At 64.0% G+C, this 22,914-nt stretch carries 18 protein-coding genes; 12 read left to right on the forward strand and 6 right to left on the reverse strand.

The genetic code is table 11. The features are described 5' to 3' along the window. Positions 1 to 76 precede the first annotated feature (76 nt). Entirely contained in the window at positions 77 to 520 is a 444-nt protein-coding gene (locus K8374_RS07480) for a universal stress protein (protein WP_084859247.1), read from the reverse strand. A 108-nt stretch (positions 521 to 628) separates the two neighbouring features. Between K8374_RS07480 and K8374_RS07485 the strand changes: the two genes are divergently transcribed. The 7 genes from K8374_RS07485 to K8374_RS07515 all read left to right on the forward strand — a co-directional run bounded on the left by K8374_RS07485 (position 629) and on the right by K8374_RS07515 (position 8,781). Then, a complete protein-coding gene (locus K8374_RS07485; protein WP_224458501.1) occupies positions 629 to 1,066 on the forward strand; it encodes a hypothetical protein in 438 nt (145 codons plus the stop codon). A gap of 356 nt (positions 1,067 to 1,422) precedes the next feature. Next, a complete protein-coding gene (gene fadB / locus K8374_RS07490) occupies positions 1,423 to 3,570 on the forward strand; it encodes a fatty acid oxidation complex subunit alpha FadB (RefSeq protein WP_224458502.1) in 2,148 nt (715 codons plus the stop codon). A gap of 31 nt (positions 3,571 to 3,601) precedes the next feature. Next, entirely contained in the window at positions 3,602 to 4,777 is a 1,176-nt protein-coding gene (fadA, locus tag K8374_RS07495) for an acetyl-CoA C-acyltransferase FadA (protein WP_224458503.1), read from the forward strand. A gap of 75 nt (positions 4,778 to 4,852) precedes the next feature. Continuing rightward, positions 4,853 to 5,104: a DUF1653 domain-containing protein gene (locus tag K8374_RS07500; RefSeq protein WP_224458504.1), complete on the forward strand. Its 252-nt coding sequence runs from the start codon at positions 4,853 to 4,855 to the stop codon at positions 5,102 to 5,104. Between the two features lie 100 nt (positions 5,105 to 5,204). Next, positions 5,205 to 7,814 (forward strand): type I DNA topoisomerase, encoded by a 2,610-nt coding sequence (gene topA, locus K8374_RS07505; RefSeq protein ID WP_224458505.1) that lies wholly within the window; start codon positions 5,205 to 5,207, stop codon positions 7,812 to 7,814. Between the two features lie 160 nt (positions 7,815 to 7,974). Continuing rightward, complete coding sequence (locus K8374_RS07510; RefSeq protein ID WP_224458506.1) at positions 7,975 to 8,496, forward strand: DUF6586 family protein; 522 nt, start codon at positions 7,975 to 7,977, stop codon at positions 8,494 to 8,496. Between the two features lie 51 nt (positions 8,497 to 8,547). After that, the gene (locus K8374_RS07515) at positions 8,548 to 8,781 is read left to right on the forward strand and encodes a hypothetical protein (protein ID WP_084858188.1); all 234 of its coding nucleotides are present in this window, start codon (positions 8,548 to 8,550) and stop codon (positions 8,779 to 8,781) included. Between the two features lie 49 nt (positions 8,782 to 8,830). On the opposite strand, the gene sulA is transcribed toward K8374_RS07515, so the two are convergent. Both sulA and lexA read right to left on the reverse strand, forming a co-directional pair. After that, positions 8,831 to 9,319: an SOS-induced cell division inhibitor SulA gene (gene sulA / locus K8374_RS07520; protein WP_084858187.1), complete on the reverse strand. Its 489-nt coding sequence runs from the start codon at positions 9,317 to 9,319 to the stop codon at positions 8,831 to 8,833. Positions 9,320 to 9,332: 13 nt separating this feature from the next. Continuing rightward, positions 9,333 to 9,941, reverse strand: coding sequence for a transcriptional repressor LexA (lexA, locus tag K8374_RS07525; RefSeq protein WP_084858186.1), 609 nt, complete (start codon positions 9,939 to 9,941; stop codon positions 9,333 to 9,335). A 244-nt stretch (positions 9,942 to 10,185) separates the two neighbouring features. Between lexA and K8374_RS07530 the strand changes: the two genes are divergently transcribed. Genes K8374_RS07530 through nagZ form a run of 3 tightly spaced genes read left to right on the forward strand, consistent with a single transcriptional unit; the run spans position 10,186 to position 12,486 of the window. Continuing rightward, complete coding sequence (locus K8374_RS07530) at positions 10,186 to 10,899, forward strand: TetR/AcrR family transcriptional regulator (protein ID WP_084858185.1); 714 nt, start codon at positions 10,186 to 10,188, stop codon at positions 10,897 to 10,899. A gap of 40 nt (positions 10,900 to 10,939) precedes the next feature. Next, positions 10,940 to 11,464 (forward strand): L,D-transpeptidase, encoded by a 525-nt coding sequence (locus K8374_RS07535; protein WP_224458507.1) that lies wholly within the window; start codon positions 10,940 to 10,942, stop codon positions 11,462 to 11,464. Between the two features lie 23 nt (positions 11,465 to 11,487). Continuing rightward, on the forward strand, positions 11,488 to 12,486 hold the full coding sequence (gene nagZ, locus K8374_RS07540) for a beta-N-acetylhexosaminidase (protein WP_224459289.1): 999 nt from the start codon (positions 11,488 to 11,490) through the stop codon (positions 12,484 to 12,486). A gap of 125 nt (positions 12,487 to 12,611) precedes the next feature. Here nagZ and K8374_RS07545 read toward each other — a convergent pair whose 3' ends face one another. From K8374_RS07545 to mfd, 3 genes are read right to left on the reverse strand one after another with little or no spacing between them, the layout of a single operon-like run. After that, positions 12,612 to 15,926 (reverse strand): DEAD/DEAH box helicase, encoded by a 3,315-nt coding sequence (locus K8374_RS07545; RefSeq protein WP_224458508.1) that lies wholly within the window; start codon positions 15,924 to 15,926, stop codon positions 12,612 to 12,614. Position 15,927: 1 nt separating this feature from the next. Further along, positions 15,928 to 16,500 carry a peptidoglycan binding protein CsiV gene (locus tag K8374_RS07550; RefSeq protein WP_224458509.1) on the reverse strand — a complete coding sequence of 191 codons (573 nt, stop codon included), beginning with the start codon at positions 16,498 to 16,500 and terminating at the stop codon, positions 15,928 to 15,930. 9 nt (positions 16,501 to 16,509) lie between these two features. Beyond that, complete coding sequence (gene mfd / locus K8374_RS07555; RefSeq protein WP_224458510.1) at positions 16,510 to 19,959, reverse strand: transcription-repair coupling factor; 3,450 nt, start codon at positions 19,957 to 19,959, stop codon at positions 16,510 to 16,512. A 167-nt stretch (positions 19,960 to 20,126) separates the two neighbouring features. Here mfd and K8374_RS07560 point away from each other — a divergent pair, with 167 nt between their 5' ends. After that, positions 20,127 to 21,590, forward strand: a complete 1,464-nt coding sequence (locus tag K8374_RS07560) for a glyceraldehyde-3-phosphate dehydrogenase (protein WP_224458511.1) — start codon at positions 20,127 to 20,129, stop codon at positions 21,588 to 21,590. A gap of 152 nt (positions 21,591 to 21,742) precedes the next feature. Further along, a complete protein-coding gene (locus K8374_RS07565; protein WP_224458512.1) occupies positions 21,743 to 22,714 on the forward strand; it encodes an FAD:protein FMN transferase in 972 nt (323 codons plus the stop codon). Positions 22,715 to 22,914: the final 200 nt, after the last annotated feature.

A 22,914-nucleotide genomic window follows, 5' to 3' on the forward strand; every position in this document is an offset into this window, starting at 1 on the left:
GACCGCCACAGCGCCGCTCCTGCAGGGGCATCGCTGGCCCTGTAGGAGCGGGCTGCAAAGCAGCCGCAAGTACGTGTCAGCCTTCTTTCTTCAGCAGGCGTACCGCCAGCACGTCACAAGGCGCACCGTGCAGCACGTCGTTGGCGGTGGAGCCCAGCAGCAGGGCCAGGCCATGGCGGCCATGGCTGCCCACCACGATCAGGTCACAATTCTGCTCCTTGGCCAACTGGTGGATTTCCTGGCGTGGCTGGCCGTAGGTCAGGTGCGAGTCGCCACGGTTGATGGTCGGGTACTTGTTGAACAGGCGATCCATGCGCTCCTTGGCCTGGTCGAACTGTTGCTGCTGCAATTGCGACAGGTCCATTGGCACGTCTCCGCCAAAGGCCATGGCCATGGGTTCGACGATATGCACCAGGGAGACCTTGGCACCCGTGGGCTCGGCGAGTTTCATGGCACGCTTGATCACCGGGTCGCATTCTTCGGTCAGGTCGACGGCGACCAGAAGATGTTCGTAGGACATGGGTGGTACTCCTGCAATCGCGATAGTAGAAGTATGGTCGCTTTCGGGCCGAATGCCGTGAAACCTGGCTAACCAGCTCATTTGCAACGCTTTATGGGAACTACAGATATGACGGTATGGCTGGTGGTGTCAATCCTTGCGCTGATTCTCAGCCCCCTGGCCTGGTTGCGGCCATCGCGCAAGCAGAGTGAACAGATGAACTTGCGCATGGAGGGGCGACGCATGGGCCTCGCCATGCAGCTGGCGCCCCAGACCTGGCCTCATTGGCTGGAAAAGGAGCCGCCAAGCCCTTGCCCGCAATACCACCGCGCGCGGCGTAAAGGCCATGACGATACCTGGGTGTATTGGCAGGTCACCCCGGGTGTGTGGTGGAACCAGTGGCGCGAGCCATGCGAGGACGCCCGTCTGTGCGAGGCCTTTGCGCGCCTGCCGGAGAGCGTCTACAAGATCGAAGCCGACAGCCGCATGCTTGCCCTGTACTGGGGCGAGCGGGGCGACAAATCTGTTTTGCAGGATATTGCCCAGGTCCTCGAAGCCCTCGCTTGATAGGGTTGGGGTATTGGGCGGGCGCTCGATTTCATCGGCGCCGCAAAATTCAAGGCATGCGCTGCGCCATGAATACCTGCCCATCACTGTCATCATGTTTCGTACCCAGTGGGTGCAAAATGACCGGAAAGTCGCGTTTTCACCGTGCTTGCGAGCATTTGACAACGTCGATCTTTTCGAGGAATGTGTGCGTACCCAAATCAAACGGGCGTATGAATTGAGCGTTTGTATGTCGAACGGCTCTAACAGAATCCCGACTCGCGCGCTGACGGGTGTGCCTGGGTAGGGGCCAAGCCGGCCCTTAATGCCAGCGTTCGGCGTGTACAGTTCAGCTTCCATATCGTGGAGATCAGTTGATGATTTACGAAGGTAAAGCCATCACGGTTAAGGCTCTTGAAAGCGGCATCGTCGAACTGAAGTTCGACCTCAAGGGTGAGTCCGTCAACAAGTTCAACCGCCTGACCCTGGACGAACTGCGCCAGGCCGTGGATGCCATCAAGGCCGACGCCGCCATCAAGGGTGTGATCGTCAGCAGCGGCAAGGATGTGTTCATCGTCGGCGCCGACATCACCGAATTCGTCGACAACTTCAAGCTGCCCGAGGCCGAGCTGGTCGCCGGGAACCTGGAAGCCAACCGCATCTTCAACGACTTCGAAGACCTCGAAGTGCCGACCGTTGTCGCCATCAACGGCATCGCCCTGGGCGGCGGCCTGGAGATGTGCCTGGCGGCGGACTACCGCGTCATGTCCAGCACGGCGAAGATCGGCCTGCCTGAAGTCAAGCTGGGTATCTACCCAGGCTTCGGCGGTACCGTGCGCCTGCCACGCCTGATCGGCTCGGACAACGCCATCGAATGGATCGCCGCCGGCAAGGAAAACCGTGCCGAGGACGCCCTGAAGGTCGGTGCCGTCGATGCCGTGGTGGCCCCCGAGCTGCTGCATGCCGCAGCCCTGGACCTGATCAAGCGCGCCATCAGCGGCGAGCTGGACCACAAGGCCAAGCGCCAGCCCAAGCTGGAGAAGCTCAAGCTCAACGCCATCGAGCAGATGATGGCCTTCGAGACCGCCAAGGGCTTCGTGGCAGGCCAGGCCGGCCCGAACTACCCGGCACCGGTCGAAGCCATCAAGACCATCCAGAAGGCGGCCAACTTCGGCCGTGACAAGGCCCTGGAAGTCGAAGCCGCAGGCTTTGCCAAGCTGGCCAAGACCTCGGTCGCCGAAAGCCTGATCGGCCTGTTCCTCAATGACCAGGAACTCAAGCGCAAGGCCAAGGCCCATGACCAGATCGCCCACGACGTGAAGCAGGCCGCCGTGCTCGGCGCCGGCATCATGGGCGGTGGCATCGCCTACCAGTCGGCGGTCAAGGGCACGCCGATCCTGATGAAGGACATCCGCGAAGAAGCCATCCAGCTGGGCCTGAACGAAGCCTCCAAGCTGCTCGGCAAGCGTGTCGAAAAGGGCCGCCTGACCCCGGCCAAGATGGCCGAGGCGCTCAATGCCATTCGCCCGACCCTGTCCTACGGTGACTTCGGCACTGTCGATATCGTCGTCGAGGCCGTGGTCGAGAATCCGAAGGTCAAGCAGGCCGTGCTGGCGGAAGTGGAAGGGCAGGTCAAGGAGGATGCGATCCTGGCCTCCAACACCTCGACCATTTCCATCAACCTGCTGGCCAAGGCGCTCAAGCGCCCGGAAAACTTCGTCGGCATGCACTTCTTCAACCCGGTGCACATGATGCCGCTGGTGGAAGTGATCCGTGGCGAGAAGTCCAGCGATGTGGCGGTCGCCACCACCGTGGCCTACGCCAAGAAGATGGGCAAGAACCCGATCGTGGTCAACGACTGCCCGGGCTTCCTGGTCAACCGCGTGCTGTTCCCGTACTTCGGCGGCTTCGCCAAGCTGGTCAGCGCAGGTGTGGACTTCGTGCGCATCGACAAGGTCATGGAGAAGTTCGGTTGGCCCATGGGCCCGGCCTACCTGATGGACGTGGTCGGCATCGACACCGGCCACCATGGCCGCGATGTCATGGCCGAAGGCTTCCCGGACCGCATGAAGGACGATCGCCGCTCCGCCGTCGATGCGTTGTACGAGGCCAACCGCCTGGGCCAGAAGAACGGCAAGGGCTTCTACGCCTACGAAACCGACAAGCGCGGCAAGCCGAAGAAGGTCGCCGACCCATCGGTGCTGGAAGTGCTCAAGCCGATCGTCTTCGAACAGCGTGAGGTGACCGACGAGGACATCGTCAACTGGATGATGATCCCGCTGTGCCTGGAGACCGTTCGCTGCCTGGAAGACGGCATCGTCGAAACCGCCGCCGAGGCGGACATGGGCCTGGTGTACGGCATCGGCTTCCCTCCCTTCCGCGGTGGCGCGCTGCGCTACATCGATTCGATCGGGGTCGCCGAGTTCGTCGCCCTGGCAGACCGGTACGCCGATCTGGGGCCGCTGTACCACCCGACCGCGAAGCTGCGCGAAATGGCCAAGAGCGGCCAGCGCTTCTTCAACTGAGCGCCCAACGAGTTAGAGCGAGAATATTGATATGAGCCTGAATCCAAGAGACGTGGTGATTGTCGACTTCGGTCGCACGCCGATGGGCCGTTCCAAGGGTGGTATGCACCGCAATACCCGTGCCGAGGACATGTCCGCGCACCTGATCAGCAAGCTGCTGGAGCGCAACGACAAGGTCGATCCGAAGGAAGTCGAGGACGTGATCTGGGGCTGCGTCAACCAGACCCTCGAGCAGGGCTGGAACATCGCCCGCATGGCCTCCTTGATGACCCCGATCCCGCATACCTCGGCCGCCCAGACCGTCAGCCGCCTGTGCGGCTCGTCCATGAGCGCGCTGCACACCGCCGCCCAGGCGATCATGACCGGCAACGGCGATGTATTCGTGGTCGGTGGCGTCGAGCACATGGGCCACGTCAGCATGATGCACGGCGTCGACCCGAACCCGCATCTTTCCCTGTACGCAGCCAAGGCCTCGGGCATGATGGGGCTGACTGCCGAGATGCTCGGCAAGATGCACGGTATCACCCGTGAGCAGCAGGACCAGTTCGGCCTGCGTTCGCACCAGCTTGCCCACAAGGCGACGGTCGAAGGCAAGTTCAAGGACGAGATCATCCCGATGCAAGGGTATGACGAGAACGGTTTCCTCAAGGTCTTCGACTACGACGAGACCATTCGCCCGGAAACCACCCTCGAAGGCCTGGCATCGCTCAAGCCGGCATTCAACCCCAAGGGCGGTACCGTCACTGCGGGTACTTCGTCGCAGATCACCGATGGCGCCTCCTGCATGATCGTCATGTCCGGCCAGCGTGCCATGGACCTTGGGATCCAGCCCTTGGCGGTGATCCGTTCCATGGCCGTGGCGGGCGTAGACCCGGCGATCATGGGCTACGGTCCGGTACCGTCGACCCAGAAAGCCCTCAAGCGTGCCGGCCTGACCATGGCCGACATCGACTTCATCGAGCTCAACGAAGCCTTCGCGGCACAGGCCTTGCCAGTGCTCAAGGATCTGAAAGTGCTCGACAAGATGGATGAGAAGGTTAACCTGCACGGCGGCGCCATCGCTCTGGGCCACCCATTCGGTTGCTCGGGGGCGCGGATTTCCGGCACCCTGCTCAACGTCATGAAGCAAAATGGCGGTACCCTGGGTGTCGCCACCATGTGTGTGGGCCTGGGCCAAGGCATCACGACTGTCTTCGAACGCGTCTGATCGCATCGTCTACAGCGACCGGGGCCTTGTGCCCCGGTTTTTGTTTTTAAAGTTTGTTTCAAGAGGGTGAGCGACATGCAGATACAGCCAGGTGTGTACCGGCATTACAAAGGGCCGGAATATCGTGTGTTCAGCGTTGCGCGGCACTCCGAGACCGAAGAATGGGTCGTGTTCTACCAGGCGCTGTATGGAGAATATGGCCTGTGGGTGCGGCCGTTGTCGATGTTCCTGGAGTCCGTCGAGGTTGACGGCGAGCAGGTGCCGCGCTTTGCTTTGGTCAAGGCCGAAGAGGGGCTGTTCGAGCAGCCTGGCGTGGCAAGCGACTGAACCTGAGCGCTTGACCTCACTCTGTTGCCACTATATATAGCGGTGCCGCGTCCGGCACCTGACGCGTTTTTCATCTTCAGATTCAGGAATACTCCGATCCATGGGCAAATCGCTGGTCATTGTGGAATCCCCGGCCAAGGCCAAGACCATCAACAAGTACCTGGGCAGCCAGTACGTGGTGAAGTCGAGTATCGGCCATATCCGAGACCTCCCCACCAGCGGTTCGGCCAGCGCCAGCAAGGAACCGGCGGCCAAGCGCGGCAAGGCCGCAGGTGAGGCGCCGGCCCTGTCGCCGAAAGAGAAGGCCCGTCGCCAGCTGGTGGCCCGCATGGGCGTCGATCCGGAAGCCGGCTGGAAGGCCAAGTACGAGATCCTGCCCGGCAAGGAAAAGGTCATCGAGGAACTGCGTCGCCTGGCCAAGGACGCCGATACCATCTATCTCGCAACCGACTTGGACCGCGAAGGGGAGGCCATCGCCTGGCACCTGCGCGAGGCCATCGGTGGCGATGACACCCGCTACAAGCGCGTGGTGTTCAACGAAATCACCAAGAAGGCCATCCAGGAGGCCTTCTCCCAGCCGGGCGAGCTGGACATCGACCGGGTCAACGCCCAGCAGGCGCGGCGCTTCCTCGACCGCGTGGTCGGCTACATGGTCTCGCCATTGCTGTGGGCCAAGATCGCCCGCGGCCTTTCGGCTGGCCGCGTACAGTCGGTGGCGGTCAAACTGGTGGTGGAGCGCGAGCGTGAGATTCGTGCATTCGTCCCGGAAGAGTACTGGGAAGTCCATGCGGACCTCGGCACTGCCAAGAACGCCAAGGTGCGCTTCGAAGTAGCGCGCGAAAAGGGCGAAGCCTTCAAGCCGCTGAACGAAGCCCAGGCCATGGCGGCGCTGGAAAAGCTCAAGGCTTCCAGCTACAGCGTGGCCAAGCGTGAGGACCGCCCGACCAGCAGCAAGCCGTCGGCGCCGTTCATCACCTCGACCCTGCAGCAGGCTGCGAGCAACCGCCTGGGCTTCGGCGTGAAGAAAACCATGATGATGGCCCAGCGTCTCTACGAAGCCGGCTACATCACCTACATGCGTACCGACTCGACCAACCTGTCGGTCGATGCGCTGGATATGGCGCGCAGCTACATCGAGCGCGAATTCGGCAAGCAGTACCTGCCTGAAAAGCCGGTGGTGTACGGCAGCAAGGAAGGCGCCCAGGAGGCGCACGAGGCGATTCGTCCTTCGGACGTGAATACCCATCCGAGCAAGCTCAGTGGCATGGAGCGGGATGCCGAACGCCTGTACGAGCTGATCTGGCGCCAGTTCCTGGCCTGCCAGATGCCGCCTGCGCAGTACCTGTCCACCAGCGTCACGGTCAACGCCGGCGACTTCGAGTTGCGCGCCAAGGGCCGTATCCTCAAGTTCGACGGTTACACCCGTGTGCTGCCCCAGCAGAGCAAGCCGGGCGAAGATGACGTGCTGCCGGAAATGGCCCAGGGCGAGGTACTCAAGCTCATCCAGCTCGACCCGAGCCAGCATTTCACCAAGCCGCCGGCACGCTACACCGAAGCCAGCCTGGTCAAGGAAATGGAAAAGCGCGGCATCGGCCGCCCGTCGACCTACGCGGCGATCATTTCCACCATCCAGGACCGCGGCTACGTAACCCTGCACAATCGCCGCTTCTATTCCGAGAAGATGGGTGACATCGTCACTGAGCGCCTCTCGGAGAGCTTCTCCAACCTCATGGACTACGGTTTCACCGCCGGCATGGAGGAGAACCTCGACGACGTGGCTCAGGGCGAGCGCGACTGGAAGAACGTCCTCGACGAGTTCTATGGCGACTTCAGCAAGAAGTTGCTGACCGCCGAGTCGGCCGAGAACGGCATGCGCGCCAATCAGCCCACGCTGACCAACATTCCGTGCAAAGAGTGCGGCCGGCCGATGATGATCCGTACCGCCTCCACGGGCGTCTTCCTTGGTTGTTCGGGCTACAGCCTGCCACCGAAGGAGCGCTGCAAGGCCACCGTGAACCTGGTACCGGGCGACGAGATCGCTGCTGACGACGAAGGTGAGTCCGAATCTCTGGTGTTGCGTGGCAAGCACCGTTGCCCGATCTGCGCCACGGCGATGGATGCCTACCTGCTGGACGAAAAACACAAGCTGCACATTTGTGGCAACAACCCGGACTGTCCGGGTTACGAGATCGAAGAGGGCAGCTACCGCATCAAGGGTTACGAAGGGCCGAGCCTGGAATGTGACAAGTGCGGCAGCGAGATGCAGCTCAAGACCGGCCGTTTCGGCAAGTTCTTCGGTTGCACCAACCCTGCGTGCAAGAACACCCGCAAGCTGCTCAAGAACGGTGAGGCGGCGCCGCCGAAGATGGACAAGGTGGACATGCCGGAGCTCAAGTGCGAGAAGGTCGACGATACCTACGTGCTGCGCGATGGTGCCTCGGGGCTGTTCCTGGCTGCCAGCCAGTTCCCGAAGAACCGCGAAACCCGTGCGCCGCTGGTGCTGGAAATCGTCCCGCACAAGCATGAAATCGATCCGAAGTACCACTTCCTGTGCGATGCGCCGCAGAAGGATCCGGATGGCCGCCCGGCAGTGATCCGCTACAGCCGTAAGACCAAGGAGCAGTACGTGCAGTCCGAGGTGGACGGCAAGCCGACGGGCTGGAAGGCGTTCTACGACGGCAAGGTGTGGAAGGTCGAAGACAAGCGCTGATCGGTAAGCGCTAAAAGGGGGCCGCTTCATGCCCCATCGCGGGCTTGTCCCGCGATGGGGCACGAAGCGGCCCTTGTCTTTTATGACATTCGGCTTGCGGCAGGGCGGGGCAATCCCTGAAACTGAGGCATCGCCTTGCAGCCTAGGGAGGCCATTCGAAATGGCCCAGGAACTCTACACCCGCACCAACCAGAAACTGTTCTTCGCAGGGCTTGCCCTGGAGTCCATGGCCAAGGCTGCCGACAGCCAGGCGATGAATGCCCAGGGCCTGATCCAGGCGGAGCGTGAATCGGCGCTGTTCCACTTGTATGGCGCACTGCTTGGCCTATGCCATGAGATCGCCGGCTTTTACCGCCTGCCGCAAGCGGCGGCCACGCAGGTGGAGCTGTTGCTCAATGAGGAGGCGCTCAATGGCATCGCCATCCCGGAGGTGGCCGAGATGCTGGAGCTGGCGCGTCAGCCGGAAACCTGGCTCGCGCAATTGCTTCGTGCTTATGCCGATTTGTTCCGACCGCCGGTCGCCAAAAAAGCACCGAAAACCGACGTCACCCAGCCTCTGATCCAGGCCGTGAACCTGGATGAACCCGAGCAGGCGCTGCTGTCCCGGGAAGAGCTGGAAAGTTGGCGCAACAATCTCAAGGGTTTGGTGCGACGTTTCCGTGACGCGTTGAGTGAGTGCTGACAGCGGCGGTGGCTGGTACAATACCGGCCTTTCGTGAAAAGCAGGCCCTATATGTCAACGTCCTTTCTAGAAATTGTCGAGTTGCCTGATGGCCGGATCGAGCTGCGCCGTGCCGAGGACGAGGGTTCTTTGGTGACCCTGGATTTCTCCGAGGACGCCAAGGCGTTCCTGCAAGGCCAGCATGTGGAAGTGGCCAAAGCCATGCTGAGTGTCGGCGTGCAAATGGCAGGTCGCCTGGTCGAGGGCGATCTCGAGCACGAGGAAGGGCCGCGCGTTCTGCATTGAGCCTCGCGCTTTGCAATTCAGAAATTGAAAGACAGGCAAAGCCTGAACATCAGCCGAGGCGGATGTTCAGGCTTTGTGCGTTTCCGGTCGTGGCTGCGCGGATCAGTTGCTGGCGCGCCGTGGCATTGAGGTTGCCAAGCCAGCTGACCACGGTATGGCTGTGGCCCAGGCGCAAGGCTTCGCAGGCCAGCTGCAGGGCGCTCTGGTTCGCGCCCGGTTGCAGCAACAGGATGCGTTCACGGTTGAGGCCGGCATCGCGTAGCCAGGCCTGGGTCAGGCTGGCGGGTGGTGCAATGAGGGTCAGCCAGCGGGTTTCGTCCTCTTCGCTCAGTTCTCGCAGAACTGGCGCCAGCAGGCTTTGGCAGTGGCCAGGTGCGCCACGCAGGGACAGTTCGCTGAACAGCTCGGGCTGCTGGGGCTTGCGTGGTTGCTCTGCGGCGCCGTTGCGGGCCTTCAGGCCCGGCAGCACCGGCTGGGCCAGGAAGGCCTCGAACAGGGGCAACTGTGCTTGCTGGGGTGCATGGATGAACTGCTGCATGACGCCTCCTGGATCAGCGGCGAATGACGCCGACACTCAAGCCCTCGATCACCAGTTCCTGTTCTTTCAGGTCGACTTCGATGGGGGCGAATTCGGGGTTTTCGGCGATCAGCCAGACCTTGCTGCCTTCGCGCTTGAAGCGCTTGACGGTCACTTCATCGCCGATGCGGGCGACGACAACCTGGCCGTTGCGGGCTTCGCGGCAGGTATGCACTGCCAGCAAGTCGCCGTCGAAGATGCCGATGTCCTTCATGCTCATGCCGTGCACGCGCAACAGGTAGTCGGCGCGGGGATGGAAGAAGGCCGGGTTGATGTTGCAGGATTCCTCGATGTGCTGCTCGGCGAGGATCGGGGCACCGGCGGCGACGCGGCCGATGATCGGCAGGCCGCTTTCCTCCGCCTTGGTCTCCAGGCCGGGAATGCGGATGCCACGGGAGGCGCCCGGAGTCATTTCGATCGCACCCTTGCGGGCCAGCGCCTTGAGGTGTTCCTCGGCGGCGTTGGGGGACTTGAACCCCAGTTCCTGAGCGATTTCCGCACGGGTCGGCGGGAAGCCGTTGTCTTCCAGGCAGCGTTTGATGAAGGCCAGGATTTCGGCTTGGCGTGGCGTCAGTTTCAACATGGCGGGCGCTCTGTCTTTTTATACAGTGACTGGAATTATATACAGTGGATGGCCAGCTGCAAGCACTTGAAGACGAGAAAAGCTTCGCACGAGGCAGGCTTTCATCGCCCAGGCTACGGGATACGCGGCCTGCAGCGTGACATGCGGAGCTGTGGTTAAATGGCGACCCACCAGTCACCGAGCCTTGACAAGAGGCCTGCTTGAAACGTATGTTTCAAACAACTGTTTGTCAGGCGGAGTAGTCATGGCCCAATCCGAAACCGTTGAACGCATTCTCGATGCTGCCGAGCAGCTGTTCGCGGAAAGGGGGTTCGCGGAAACCTCGTTGCGGCTGATCACCAGCAAGGCCGGGGTCAACCTGGCGGCGGTGAACTACCATTTCGGTTCCAAGAAGGCCTTGATCCAGGCGGTTTTCTCGCGCTTCCTCGGCCCGTTCTGCGCAAGCCTGGAGCGTGAGCTGGACCGACGCCAGGCTCGCCCCGAGCCGCGGCCGAGCCTAGAAGAGCTCCTGGAAATGTTGGTGGAGCAGGCCTTGGCCGTGCAACCGCGCAGCAACAACGACCTATCGATCTTCATGCGCCTGCTGGGCCTGGCCTTCAGCCAGAGCCAGGGGCACTTGCGCCGTTACCTGGAGGACATGTACGGCAAGGTGTTCCGCCGCTACATGCTGCTGGTCAACGAGGCCGCCCCCCGTATTCCGCCGCTGGAGCTGTTCTGGCGCGTGCACTTCATGCTCGGCGCGGCGGCGTTCAGCATGTCGGGCATCAAGGCCTTGCGGGCCATTGCCGAGACCGACTTCGGCGTCGACACCTCGATCGAGCAGGTGATGCGCTTGATGGTGCCGTTCCTGGCCGCTGGTATGCGCGCCGACAGCGGTGTCACTGACGAAGCGATGGCCGCAGCGCAATTGCGTCCGCGCAGCAAGACCGGTTCCGCACCGGCCTCGGCCAAGGCCTGAGCGCTGGGCGTGGAAGGGCGCTTGAGCTAAGCTAGCGCCCATGCCCGACCTCGATTTCCTGCACGTTTCCCTCGCCGACCAGCGCCTCTATGGGTTCGCCCAGGGCGAGCTGCGTGTGCGCCTGGCCGTGTCCACGGCGCGCAACGGGGCTGGCGAGCGCAATGGCTCGGGCTGCACGCCCCGTGGCCTGCATCAGGTCCGCGCGAAGATCGGTGCCGGCTTGCCGCAGGGCGCCGTGCTGAGCAGTCGACGCTGGACCGGCGAGGTATGGTCCGAGGCGCTGCACGCACGTTTTCCCGGGCGAGACTGGATCTTGAGCCGCATCCTCTGGCTCAGCGGCTGCGAGCCGGGATTCAACCGTCTCGGCCAAGTCGACACCTTTCGCCGCTACATCTACCTGCATGGCACGCCGGACACTGAACCTATGGGCGTGCCGCTGTCCCATGGATGCATACGCATGAGGAACAGCGACCTGGTGCCGCTGTTCGACCGTATACAGGAGCATTGCCGGGTGCAGATCGACGAAGCCGCCTGCCCGCAATGGAACTCCCTGCCTCTTCACTGAAGGATTCAATTATGACCGCCAGCCTGCAAGGCTCCCTGATGGTGGATATCGCCGGTAAATGGCTGACCGCCGAAGACCGCCATCTCTTGCGCCAGCCCGAGGTGGCCGGCCTGATCATCTTTGCCCGCAACATCGACAGCCCCCGCCAGGTGCGCGAGCTGTGCGCCTCCATCCGCGCCATCCGGCCCGACCTGATCCTGGCGGTCGATCAGGAGGGCGGCCGGGTCCAGCGCCTGCGCCAGGGCTTCGTGCGCCTGCCGGCCATGCGTGCGATCGCCGACAACGCCAACGCCGAGCAGTTGGCTGAGCAGTGCGGGTGGGTGATGGCGACCGAGGTGCTGGCGGTCGGCCTGGACCTGAGCTTCGCGCCGGTACTGGACCTCGATCACCAGCGCAGTGCGGTGGTCGGTAGCCGCGCCTTCGAAGGTGACCCGACACGGGCCACGCGGTTGGCCGGAGCCTTCATCCGCGGTATGAACGCAGCCGGCATGGCCGCCTGTGGCAAGCACTTCCCCGGCCATGGCTGGGCGGAAGCGGACTCCCATGTGGCCATCCCCACGGATGAGCGCAGCCTGGAGCAACTGCGCCAGGCCGACCTGGTGCCGTTCACGCGCCTGAGTGGCCAGTTGGCGGCCGTGATGCCGGCCCATGTGATCTACCCGCAGGTGGACAACCAGCCGGCTGGCTTCTCGCGTCGCTGGCTACAGGACATCCTGCGCGGCGAATTGGGCTTCAAGGGGGTGATCTTCAGTGATGACCTGTCGATGGCTGGCGCCCATGTGGTGGGGGATGCGGCCAGCCGTATCGAGGCCGCACTGAGCGCCGGCTGCGACATGGGGCTGGTGTGCAACGACCGGGCTGCGGCGGAGCTGGCCTTGAGCGCGGCGCAGCGCCTGAAGGTCAGGCCGTCGCCGCGGATCGCGGGAATGCGCGGACGCGGGTTCGCGCGTACCGACTACCGCCAGCAGCCGCGCTGGCTGGAGGCGTTGGGGGCCTTGAGAGAGGCGCAGTTGATCGATTGACCGGGGGGCTGCGCTGGCTCATCGCGGGACAAGCCCGCTCCTACAGTGACTGCGCCAGTCCAAGGGGGCGCTGTACCTGTAGAAGCGGCCTTGAGCCGTGATCGAGGACGAAGTCCTCGCTGGGGTCAGCGGCGTTTACCCGGCAACGGCGCGAACAGCGCCTCGATCTCGTCATCGCCCAGGCGCCACTGCCCGGCCTGCCCGCCATCGAGCAAGCTGGCCGCCAGCGCGGCCTTCTCCTGCTGCAGTTGCTGGATCTTTTCTTCCACCGTTCCCCGGGTGATCAACTTGAACACGAACACCGGCTTGTCCTGCCCGATGCGATAGGCTCGGTCGGTAGCCTGGTTCTCGCTGGCCGGGTTCCACCAAGGGTCATAGTGGATCACCGTGTCGGCGGCCGTCAGGTTCAGGCCGGTACCGCCGGCCTTGAGGCTGATCAGGAACACTTCGCTGTGGCCGTTCTGGAACTGTTGCACGGGCGTGCGACGGTCGCGGGTATCGCCGGTCAACAGGCTGTAGCGAATCCTGCGCTTGTCCAGTTCGGCCTCGATCAAGGCCAGCATCGAGGTGAACTGGGAAAACAGCAGCACCTTGCGCCCTTCGCTGAGCAGCTCCTCGAGCATCTCCATCAGGCTGCCCAGCTTGCCTTTGTCGGCCTGGTTGCCCTTGGCTTCCACGCCCTTGACCAGGCGTAGGTCACAGCAGACCTGGCGCAGCTTGAGCAGGGCGTCGAGGATGACGATCTGGCTGCGTGCCGCGCCGTTGCGGGCGATTTCGTCGCGGACTTTCTTGTCCATCGCCACCCGTACCGTTTCGTAGGTGTCGCGCTGGGCATCGCTGAGCTCGACCCAATGGATCATCTCGGTCTTGGCGGGCAGTTCGGTGGCCACCTGTTCCTTGGTGCGGCGCAGCAGGAAGGGGCGGATGCGGCTGGTCAAGTGGGCCATGCGTTCGCTGTCGCCGTGGCGTTCGATGGGCGTGCGGTAGTCCTGGTTGAAGCGCTTGAGGTCGCCCAGCCAGCCGGGCATCAGGAAGTGGAACAGCGACCACAGCTCGCCCAGGTTGTTTTCCATCGGCGTGCCGGTCAGGCACAGGCGTTGGCCGGCCTGCAGTTCGCACACCGCCTGGGCGGCCTTGCTGGTGCTGCTCTTGATGTTCTGTGCTTCGTCCAGGATCAACACGCTCCAGGACACCGTACGCAGGTGCTCGAGGTCTCGCGGCGCCAAGGCATAGGTGGTCAGCACCAGGTCGTAGTCGAGCAGCGCGTTGAAATGCTTGCTGCGCCCCGGGCCATGCAGCGTCAGCACGCGCAGGCCGGGGGCGAAGCGTTGGGCTTCGTCGAGCCAGTTGGGCACGAGGCTGGTGGGCATCACTGCCAGGGCGGGTTGCGGCAGGCGGCCTTTTTCCTTTTCCAGCAGCAGGTGGGCCAGGGTCTGCAGGGTCTTGCCCAGGCCCATGTCGTCGCCGAGGATGCCGCCGGTGCCCATTTCGCGCAGTGCCTGCAGCCAGTTCAGGCCTTGTTGCTGATAGGGGCGCAGCGCAGCGTTCAGCCCTTTGGGTGGTTCGACCTGCAGGTCGCGGGCATCGCGCAGGCGCCGGCCCAGGTCGCGCAGGTGTTCGCCACCTTCCCAGAGCAGGGGCAAGTGGTCGATGTCGTTCAGCCGGGCGACATCGGCACGCTCCAGGCGCAGGGAAGGGCCGATGGCGTCTTCGTGCAGGTACAGCTCGCCCAGGGTGCCCATCACTGCCTTGATGCGGCCATAGGGCAGGGCAACGCGCAAGGCCGGGCTGTCCTGGCGGCCGCGGTTGAGGTCGATCAGCAGGTGTTCGTCGTCGCTGCGTCGGGCCAGCTCGCTGGGACGCAGCAGTTCGGGGCTGCTGCGCAGCAGTTGCAGCATGATCGGCAGCAGGCTGTGGCGCTGGCCGTCGACCACGATCCCCAGCTCCAGGTCGAACCATTCATGGCCGGGTGTTTCGTCGAGGGTGGCGTACCACTCGTCGATGTCCTGCAGGTTGAAGGCGAAATCCCGGGGGATGTCGATTTCCCAGCCGGCCTTGCGCAGACGTGGCAGGCCTTCACGGGCGAACAGCAGCCAAGCTTCGTCGTCGGCGAGTTGGAACATTTCGCCGGCGCTGTCGGGCAGGGCCTTGCTCTGCCGGGTGGCAGGCTTGAAGCCAAGCCCGCGCAAGGTCTTGCGTATGGCCTGCTCGGCCTGGGGCTGGCGGTGGATACGTTGGCTGGTCTCGCCCACGAGGCGGTTCAGGGGCTTTTCGTCGTTGCCACTGGCCAGCAGGCCGTCGTAGTTGAAGGCCAGGGCGGCGCGGTGCTGTGTCTGGCGCTGCATGCGCCCGGTCTTGGGCATATAGGCGCTGAATTCCAGGCTGCCGAGGGTCAGGTGCGGGCGTGGCTGGATGTGGTCGTGTTCTTCGCTGCGCACGGTGGTGGGCGTGGGGACCTGGCGGTTCAGGGCATTGAGCCGATGGCTCAGCGGCACGACCAGCGCCTCCGGTACCGTCGGCGCGCGGGCCAGTTGGCTGGCGATGAAGGGGTCCAGCTCGTGCCGCAGCCGGCCTGTTTGGCAGGCCCGGGTATCCACGTAGTACAGCGGGTCCAGTGGCAGCACCGGGAACAGGGCATGGCCATCGTGATACCAGGCGCCACGGTAGCTGCCGTTGTCCTGGCGGACCCAACGGAACTCCGCCGACTGCTCGGGGCCCTGGGTGAACGGCTCGGCTTGGTCCTCGAACAGCAGGCGACCTGTGGCCAGGGCATATTCGAGCAACTCCGCCCCTTTCTTGCCCTCCAGTGGCGTCGAGGGCGAAACGATGGCTTTGTTCTGCGAGCTGATCAGGCGTAGCAGGCGAGCATCTTCTTCGGTCACATAGCGAGGGGTGTAGTAGATCATCTCCGGCAACGAGGTGATCTTGCCCAGTTTCAGTCGGCCGTCGCTTTGCAGGGTGCCCTTGAGGGCTTCCAGGCGGCATTGCATACGGTCGAGCTTGACCTGGTAGTAGATGGCCGGCCCCTTGCGCGCGGACTTTTGCTCTGCCGGCGTGGCCGTGGGGGCTTCGAGCGCCTTGATCCATTGGCTCAGTTCGGGGGGGAGCGATGCCCCGCAACCGAGTGTCGAGGGGTCGTCGATGCACTCTTGCAAGTGGAACAGCGCGGCGGCGCAGTGCTTGCAGTTGGTCTCTACCGGGCAAGTACAGCGCCCGAGTACACGCAGCTTGGCGCCGCTGTGCATCAGGTGGATCGTCTGACTGTAGCGCTGGCCTGCGGAACCCGAGCAGACTGCCTCGACCGCCTGGTCATGGGCCGAAAGAATCTTGACCTTGCCCTGGATGGCATAGTCCAGGCCACGGCCAAGCGCTCCGGCATCGAAGGCGGAGGTCCAGCTCCCGTTGGCCTGGAGCAGCTGCTGCACATCGCGCGCGCTCACCTCATTGCTCCATCATCTCCGGGTCGAGCACTGGCAGCTTGCGCATGCCGGCGGGGGTGACCTTCAGCAGCACGGCCAGGTGCCCGCCGTCGAGAAAGGTCAGCTGGTTGGCTTTCATGTTGCTGTTGCTCTGCCTGAACTGCTCGCTGCGCAGCACGCTGCCGTTGCCGTCGAGCTGGTTGACCCAGAAATTGGCGTCCACGGCGATGAAGCGGCCATCGGCGATGCTCAGGTTGCCTTCGATGGGGAAATGCCCGAACTGCTCTTCGCCGGCGCTCAGGGCAATGCGGCTTGGCGTGCTGCCGACCTGCTGTTGCCAGGCCTTGTGCAGCAGCACGGTGTAGTCGGCGGTCGCCTGCAGGCGGGTGGCTTCATCGTCCAGCGCCAGTGGCCGTTCGGCTGCCTTGTCCAGGCGTGGCGCGCCAGCGCTCCAGTCTTCCGGGGCGAACGGGCTGGTCACCGCGGGCACGGCGTTCTGGCGCAGCAGGATCATTTCTACCTGATAGAGGCCTTCGGCGAAGGCGGCCGGCGCGAACAGCGTCAGCATCAAGGTCAGGCAACGGATGGCACGCATGGATCTTCCTTAGGCAGGCTGTGGGGTCAGGCGCTCGAACAGCGCCTCCAGGGTGGTGAAACGTTCGTCCGGGCGCTCCATCGGCACGAGGAAGCGGAACTGCGTGGCGCCTTCGAACTTGTAGCGCTTGGGCTGGCCCTGGATGAGCTTGATCAGGGTCAGCGGGTCGACCGGTGTCTCGGCTTCGAACTCGATCTTGCCGCCGTTGGGGCCGGCGTCGACCTTCTTGATGCCGAGCTTTTCCGCCTGCAGCTTGAGCAAGGTCAGGCGGACCAGGTTCTTGGTCGGTTCGGGCAGCAGGCCGAAGCGGTCGATCATCTCCACTTGCAGGTCCTTGAGGCCGTCTTCGTCGGCGGCCGAGGCGATGCGCTTGTAGAGGATCAGGCGGGCATGGACGTCCGGCAGGTAGTCTTCCGGGATCAGCGCCGGCAGGCGCAGGTTGATCTCCGGGCCGCCGCCCAGCGGTTGCTCGAGGTTCGGCTGGGTGCCCTTGCGGATGGCCTTGACTGCGCGTTCGAGCATTTCCATGTACAGGGTGAAGCCCACGGCCTGGATCTGCCCGCTCTGGCCTTCACCGAGCAGCTCGCCGGCGCCACGGATCTCCAGGTCGTTGGTGGCCAGGACGAAGCCTGCGCCGAGGTCCTGGGTGTTGGCGATCGCCTCCAGGCGCTTTTCGGCATCGGCGCTGATCTGCTGGCGCTGTGGCGTGAGCAGGTAGGCATAGGCTTGGTGATGGCTGCGCCCGACACGGCCACGCAGTTGGTGTAGCTGGGCCAGGCCGAACTTGTCGGCGCGCTCGATGACGATGGTGTTGGCGCTGGGCACGTCGATGCCGGTCTCGATGATGGTCGAGGCCACCAGCACGTTGAAGCGCTTGTGGTAGAAATCGCTCATCACCTGTTCCAGCTCGCGTTCGCGCATCTGCCCATGGCCGATGCCGATACGCGCCTCGGGCACCAGTTCGGCCAGTTCGGCCGCGCATTTCTCGATGCTCTTGACGTCGTTGTGCAGGTAATACACCTGGCCGCCGCGCAGCAGCTCGCGCAGCAGCGCTTCCTTGACCGTGCTCTTGTTCTGCTCCATGACGAAGGTGCGCACCGACAGCCGTCGCGCCGGTGGAGTGGCGATGATCGACAGGTCGCGCATCCCCGACACCGCCATGTTGAGCGTGCGCGGGATGGGCGTTGCGGTCAGGGTGAGGATGTCCACTTCGCTGCGCAGGGCCTTGAGCTGTTCTTTCTGGCGCACGCCGAAACGGTGTTCCTCATCGATGATGACCAGGCCCAGGTCCTTGAAGCGCACGTCGTCCTGCAGCAGCTTGTGGGTGCCGATGAGGATGTCGATCTTGCCTTCGGCCAGGTCCGCGGCGGCAGCGCTGACTTCCTTGGCCGACTTGAAGCGGCTCATGACCTCGACCGTCACCGGCCAGTCGGCGAAGCGGTCGCGGAAGCTGTTGTAGTGCTGCTGGGCGAGCAGGGTGGTGGGCACCAGCACGGCCACCTGGCGGCCGCTGTGCACGGCGATGAAGGCAGCACGCATGGCTACTTCGGTCTTGCCGAAGCCGACGTCACCGCACACCAGGCGGTCCATCGGCTTGCCGGCGAGCATGTCGGCGCGCACCGCGTCGATGGCCGATTGCTGGTCCGGCGTTTCCTCGAATGGGAAGCCGGCGCTGAAGGTGGCGTAGTCGGCGGCCGGGTCGGCGAATGCATGGCCCTTGCGCGCGGCGCGGCGGGCGTAGATGTCGAGCAGTTCGGCAGCCACGTCGCGGACCTGTTCGGCGGCCTTGCGCTTGGCCTTCTGCCAGGCTTCGGAACCCAGGCGGTGCAGCGGGGCCAGGGCATCGTCGCTGCCGGTGTAGCGGGCGATCAGGTGCAGGTTGGCGACCGGCACGTAGAGCTTGGCGCCTTCGGCGTACTCCAGGGTGAGGAACTCGGCGGCCTGGCCGTCGATTTCCAGCGTGGCCAGGCCCAGGTAGCGGCCCACGCCATGGTCGATGTGCACCACCGGCGCACCTTCGCGCAGCTCGGTGAGGTTCTTGATGACCGCATCGTTGGCCGCGTCGCCGCGTTTCTCGCGGCGCCGACGCTGCATCACGCGCTGGCCGAACAGCGGGCTTTCGGCAACCAGGGCAATGGCCGGCTCGTCCAGCAGCAGGCCGTCGTCCAGTGGGGCGATGGTGATTGCCAGGCGCGCCTTGCCGGTGACGAAGTCAGCCCAGCTTTCGACCGTTTGCGGGCGCAGCTTCAAGCGCTCGAGCAGCTCCAGCAGCACTTCGCGACGGCCCGCCGATTCGGCGGTGAACAGCACGCGGCCGGAGAACTCGTCGAGGAACTTCGACAATTCGCCCAGCGGCTGGTTGGCCTTGGCTTCGATGGCCAGGTTCGGCAGCGGTCGGGCCGGGAAGCGCTGGCGACCGGCACCGGGCTCGACCTCGTCGCTGCTGACCACCACGCGTGGCCACTGCTTGAGCTGGGCGAAGCAGTCCTCGACCGGCAGGAACAGCTCGGCCGGGGGCAACAGCGGGCGGGTCAGGTCGCCGCGGCGTTCTTCATAGCGCCCGCGCACATCGTTCCAGAAATGCTCGGCGGCCTGTTCGACGCCGGGCAGGGAGAACACCTGGGTGTCGGCCGGCAGGTAGTCGAACAGGGTCGAGGTTTCCTCGAAGAACAGCGGCAGGTAGTACTCGATGCCGGCGGGGATGATGCCGCTGGTCAGGTCCTGGAAGATCGCGCTGCGACGGAAATCGACATCGAAGCGTTCGCGAAAGCGCGCCTTGAAGCGGGTCACTTCTTCCTTCTGCATCGGGAATTCGCGGGCCGGCAGCAGGCGCACCGAGTCGACCTTGTCGATCGAGCGCTGGGTCTCGGGGTCGAAGGTGCGCAGGGTCTCGATCTCATCGTCGAACAGGTCGATCCGGTAGGGCAGCTTGCTGCCCATGGGGAACAGGTCGATCAATGCACCGCGCACGGCGAACTCGCCATGCTCGTAGACCGTGTCGACGCAGCGGTAGCCGCTGGCTTCCAGGCGTGTGCGCATCTGCTCCACGTCGATCGTCTGGCCGACGTCCAGCACCAGGCTGCTGCCCAGCAGGAAGCGGGTCGGGGCCAGGCGGTGCAGGGCGGTGGTGATCGGCACCACGAGGATGCCGTGGTCCAGTTCCGGCAGCCGGTAGAGGCTGGCGATGCGCTGGGAGATGATGTCCTGGTGCGGCGAGAACAGGTCGTAGGGCAGGGTCTCCCAGTCGGGAAACGGCAGCACCGGCAGGTCCGGCGCGAAGAAGCGCAGCTCCTGTTCCAGACGGTCGGCAGCCTGGCTGTCGGCGGTCAACAGCAGGGTGAAGCGGCCAGCGCTGCTGGCGGCTTCGGCGATGGCAAGGCTCAGGGCGGCCCCGGGCAGGTTGCCCCAGGTTTGTTTGCCGGCCGTGGCCGATAATTGCGGTAGGCGCAGAACTGACACGGGAGATTGGACTCCAAGCGTTGCGGCAAAGACGACAATTGTACCGGTGCCGGTGCGCGCTGTCAGGCTCGGAAGGGCGTGGCGACGGGCTCTGGCGGTGGCGACAGGCGCTCATTGCCCGATACGTCGAGGGGCGTCATAATGTAGCCCCTTTTTTCTCCCCCTACATGTGGAAGGTTCCCGTGACTCAGAAGCCCGACCAGTGTCTTGGTGAGTGGATCGATCGTGAAGCCCTGGCTGAAGCGATGATCCCGCTTATCGGTCAGCTCTACCGCAACAACAACGTGGTGAGCTCGATCTATGGCCGCAGCCTGATCAATCGTTCGGTTATCTCGATCCTCAAAGCCCACCGCTTTGCCCGTCACCGTCAAACCGACGAAACCGAACTGTCCGTCCACGAGACATTCCCCCTGCTCAAGGCCATGAGCGAGCTGAAGCTGGGTGCCGCCTCGGTCGACCTGGGCAAGCTGGCCAACAAGTTCAAGCAGCAAGGCAACGGCCGCACCGTCGAGCAGTTCGTGCGCGAAGAGCTGGCCGATGTCGTCGGCCAGCAGAACGTTTCCCCACGCAAGGGTACCGACGTCGTCCTGTACGGCTTCGGCCGCATCGGCCGCTTGCTGGCGCGTATCCTCATCGAGAAGACCGGTGGTGGCGACGGCCTGCGCCTGCGTGCCATCGTCGTGCGCAAGGGCGCCGAGAACGACCTGACCAAGCGCGCCAGCCTGCTGCGTCGTGACTCGGTACACGGCCCGTTCGATGGCACCATCGTCATCGACGAGCAGAACAACACCATCACCGCCAACGGCAACCTGATCCAGGTCATCTACGCCAAGAACCCGAGCGAAGTCGACTACACCCAGTACGGCATCCAGGATGCCCTGATCGTCGACAACACCGGTGTATGGCGTGACGCCGATGGCCTGGGTCAGCACCTGGCCTGCCCTGGCGCTTCCCGCGTGATCCTCACCGCACCCGGCAAGGGCGCGCTGAAGAACATCGTGCACGGCATCAACCACGGTGACATCACTGCCGACGACAAGATCATCTCCGCCGCCTCCTGCACCACCAACGCCATCGTGCCGGTGCTCAAGGCCGTGAATGACCAGTACGGCATCGTCAACGGCCACGTCGAGACCGTTCACTCGTTCACCAACGACCAGAACCTGATCGACAACTTCCACAAGGGCAGCCGCCGTGGCCGCGCCGCGCCGCTGAACATGGTCATCACCGAGACCGGTGCCGCCACCGCTGCGGCCAAGGCGCTGCCGGTGCTCAAGGGCAAGCTGACCGGCAACGCCATTCGCGTGCCGACGCCGAACGTCTCGATGGCCATCCTGAACCTGAACCTGGAAAAGGCCACGACGCGCGACGAAATCAACGAGTACCTGCGCCAGACCGCCATGCACTCGGACCTGCACAAGCAGATCGACTACGTCAGCTCCCAGGAAGTGGTATCGACCGACTTCGTCGGTTCCCGCCACGCCGGTGTGGTCGACGCCGAGGCGACCATCTGCAACGACAATCGCGTTGTCCTGTACGTCTGGTACGACAACGAATTCGGTTACAGCTGCCAGGTCGTTCGTGTGATGGAAGACATGGCTGGTGTGAACCCGCCAGCGTTTCCACGCTGATCCGCTTGTAATGCGTTGAAGAAACGGGAACCTTCGGGTTCCCGTTTTTTTTGGCCACGAAGCGTCGATCTGCACGCTACCTGTAGGAGCGTGCAGGCGGCTGGACAATCGAGAGATCGAGTTTGCGCGTACTTCTATTACTGTTCATCCTGATGTCCCTTGGTGCCTGCGACCCAGGCCCGACTCTGGAGCGCCTGGGCGGCCCGACCATGGGCAGCAGCTACAGTATCCAGTATGTCCGCGACCCTGGCGGCCCGTCGCCAATGGAGGTGCGGGAAGCCGTCGATGCGATCCTCGGCGACATCGACGAGCACTACTCGACCTACCGTGGCGACTCCACCGTCAGCCGGTTCAACCAGCTGCCAGCCAACCGCTGCCTGGCGCTGCCGGCGGACATGCTGGCGTTGGTCGGCTTCGGCCAGCACCTGGCCGAACAGAGCGAGGGCGCCTTCGACCTTACCGTCGAGCCGTTGCTCGACCTGTGGGGCTTCGGCCCCCAGGCCCGGCAGGCGCAGGTGCCCGACCCGCTGCAGCTGGCCCAGGCACGCCAGCGCGTCGGCTACCGGCACCTGCGTATCGAGGGCGGCGCCCTGTGCAAGGACGCCCCGGTGGAACTGGACTTCAACAGCATCGCCGCAGGCCACGCCGTGGACCAGATCGCCGAACGCCTGCAGGCGATGGGCGTCAGCCATTTTCTCGTCGAGGCCACCGGCGAGCTCAAGGCCGTGGGCAACAAGCCCGACGGCAGCCCGTGGCGGGTCGCCCTGGAATTGCCCCGCGAAGACCGCCAGGTCGCCCGCCAGGTGATCGCCGTGGATGGCCTGGCCGTGTCGACCTCGGGTGACTATCGCCACTATTTCGAGGACAATGGCCGGCGCTATTCGCACACCTTCGATGCCCGCCTGGGGCGTCCGGTCGAACACGACCTGGCCGCGGTCACCGTGCTCGATGCCTCGGCGCTGCAGGCCGACGGCTACTCGACGCTGCTGTTGATCCTCGGCGCTGAGCAGGGCTGGGATTTCGCCGTGGCCCACGGTATTGCCGCGGTGCTGGTGACCCGGGCCGAGGGTGGCTTCGTCTCCCGTGCTACGCCTGCGTTCGAGCAGGCGTTGAAAGGCAGGTGAAAGCGCAAGCACGGATGATCGTCGCCAGGGAACCGGTGAATGACATGTAGTGCGGTCAAAATTGGCCTACGACGCGACCAAGGGTTAATGTGCGCGGCGTTCACGCTTGATTAGACTGCACCCGAATTTTCTCATGGCGCCCCGGCGACATGATCGCGCCCCGCGGCCACCCGGCCGGCGGGCCAGTTCTGAAGGAGTAC

It is taken from the genome of Pseudomonas sp. p1(2021b) (assembly GCF_020151015.1).
GTDB classification, from domain to species: Bacteria; Pseudomonadota; Gammaproteobacteria; order Pseudomonadales; family Pseudomonadaceae; genus Aquipseudomonas; species Aquipseudomonas putida_K.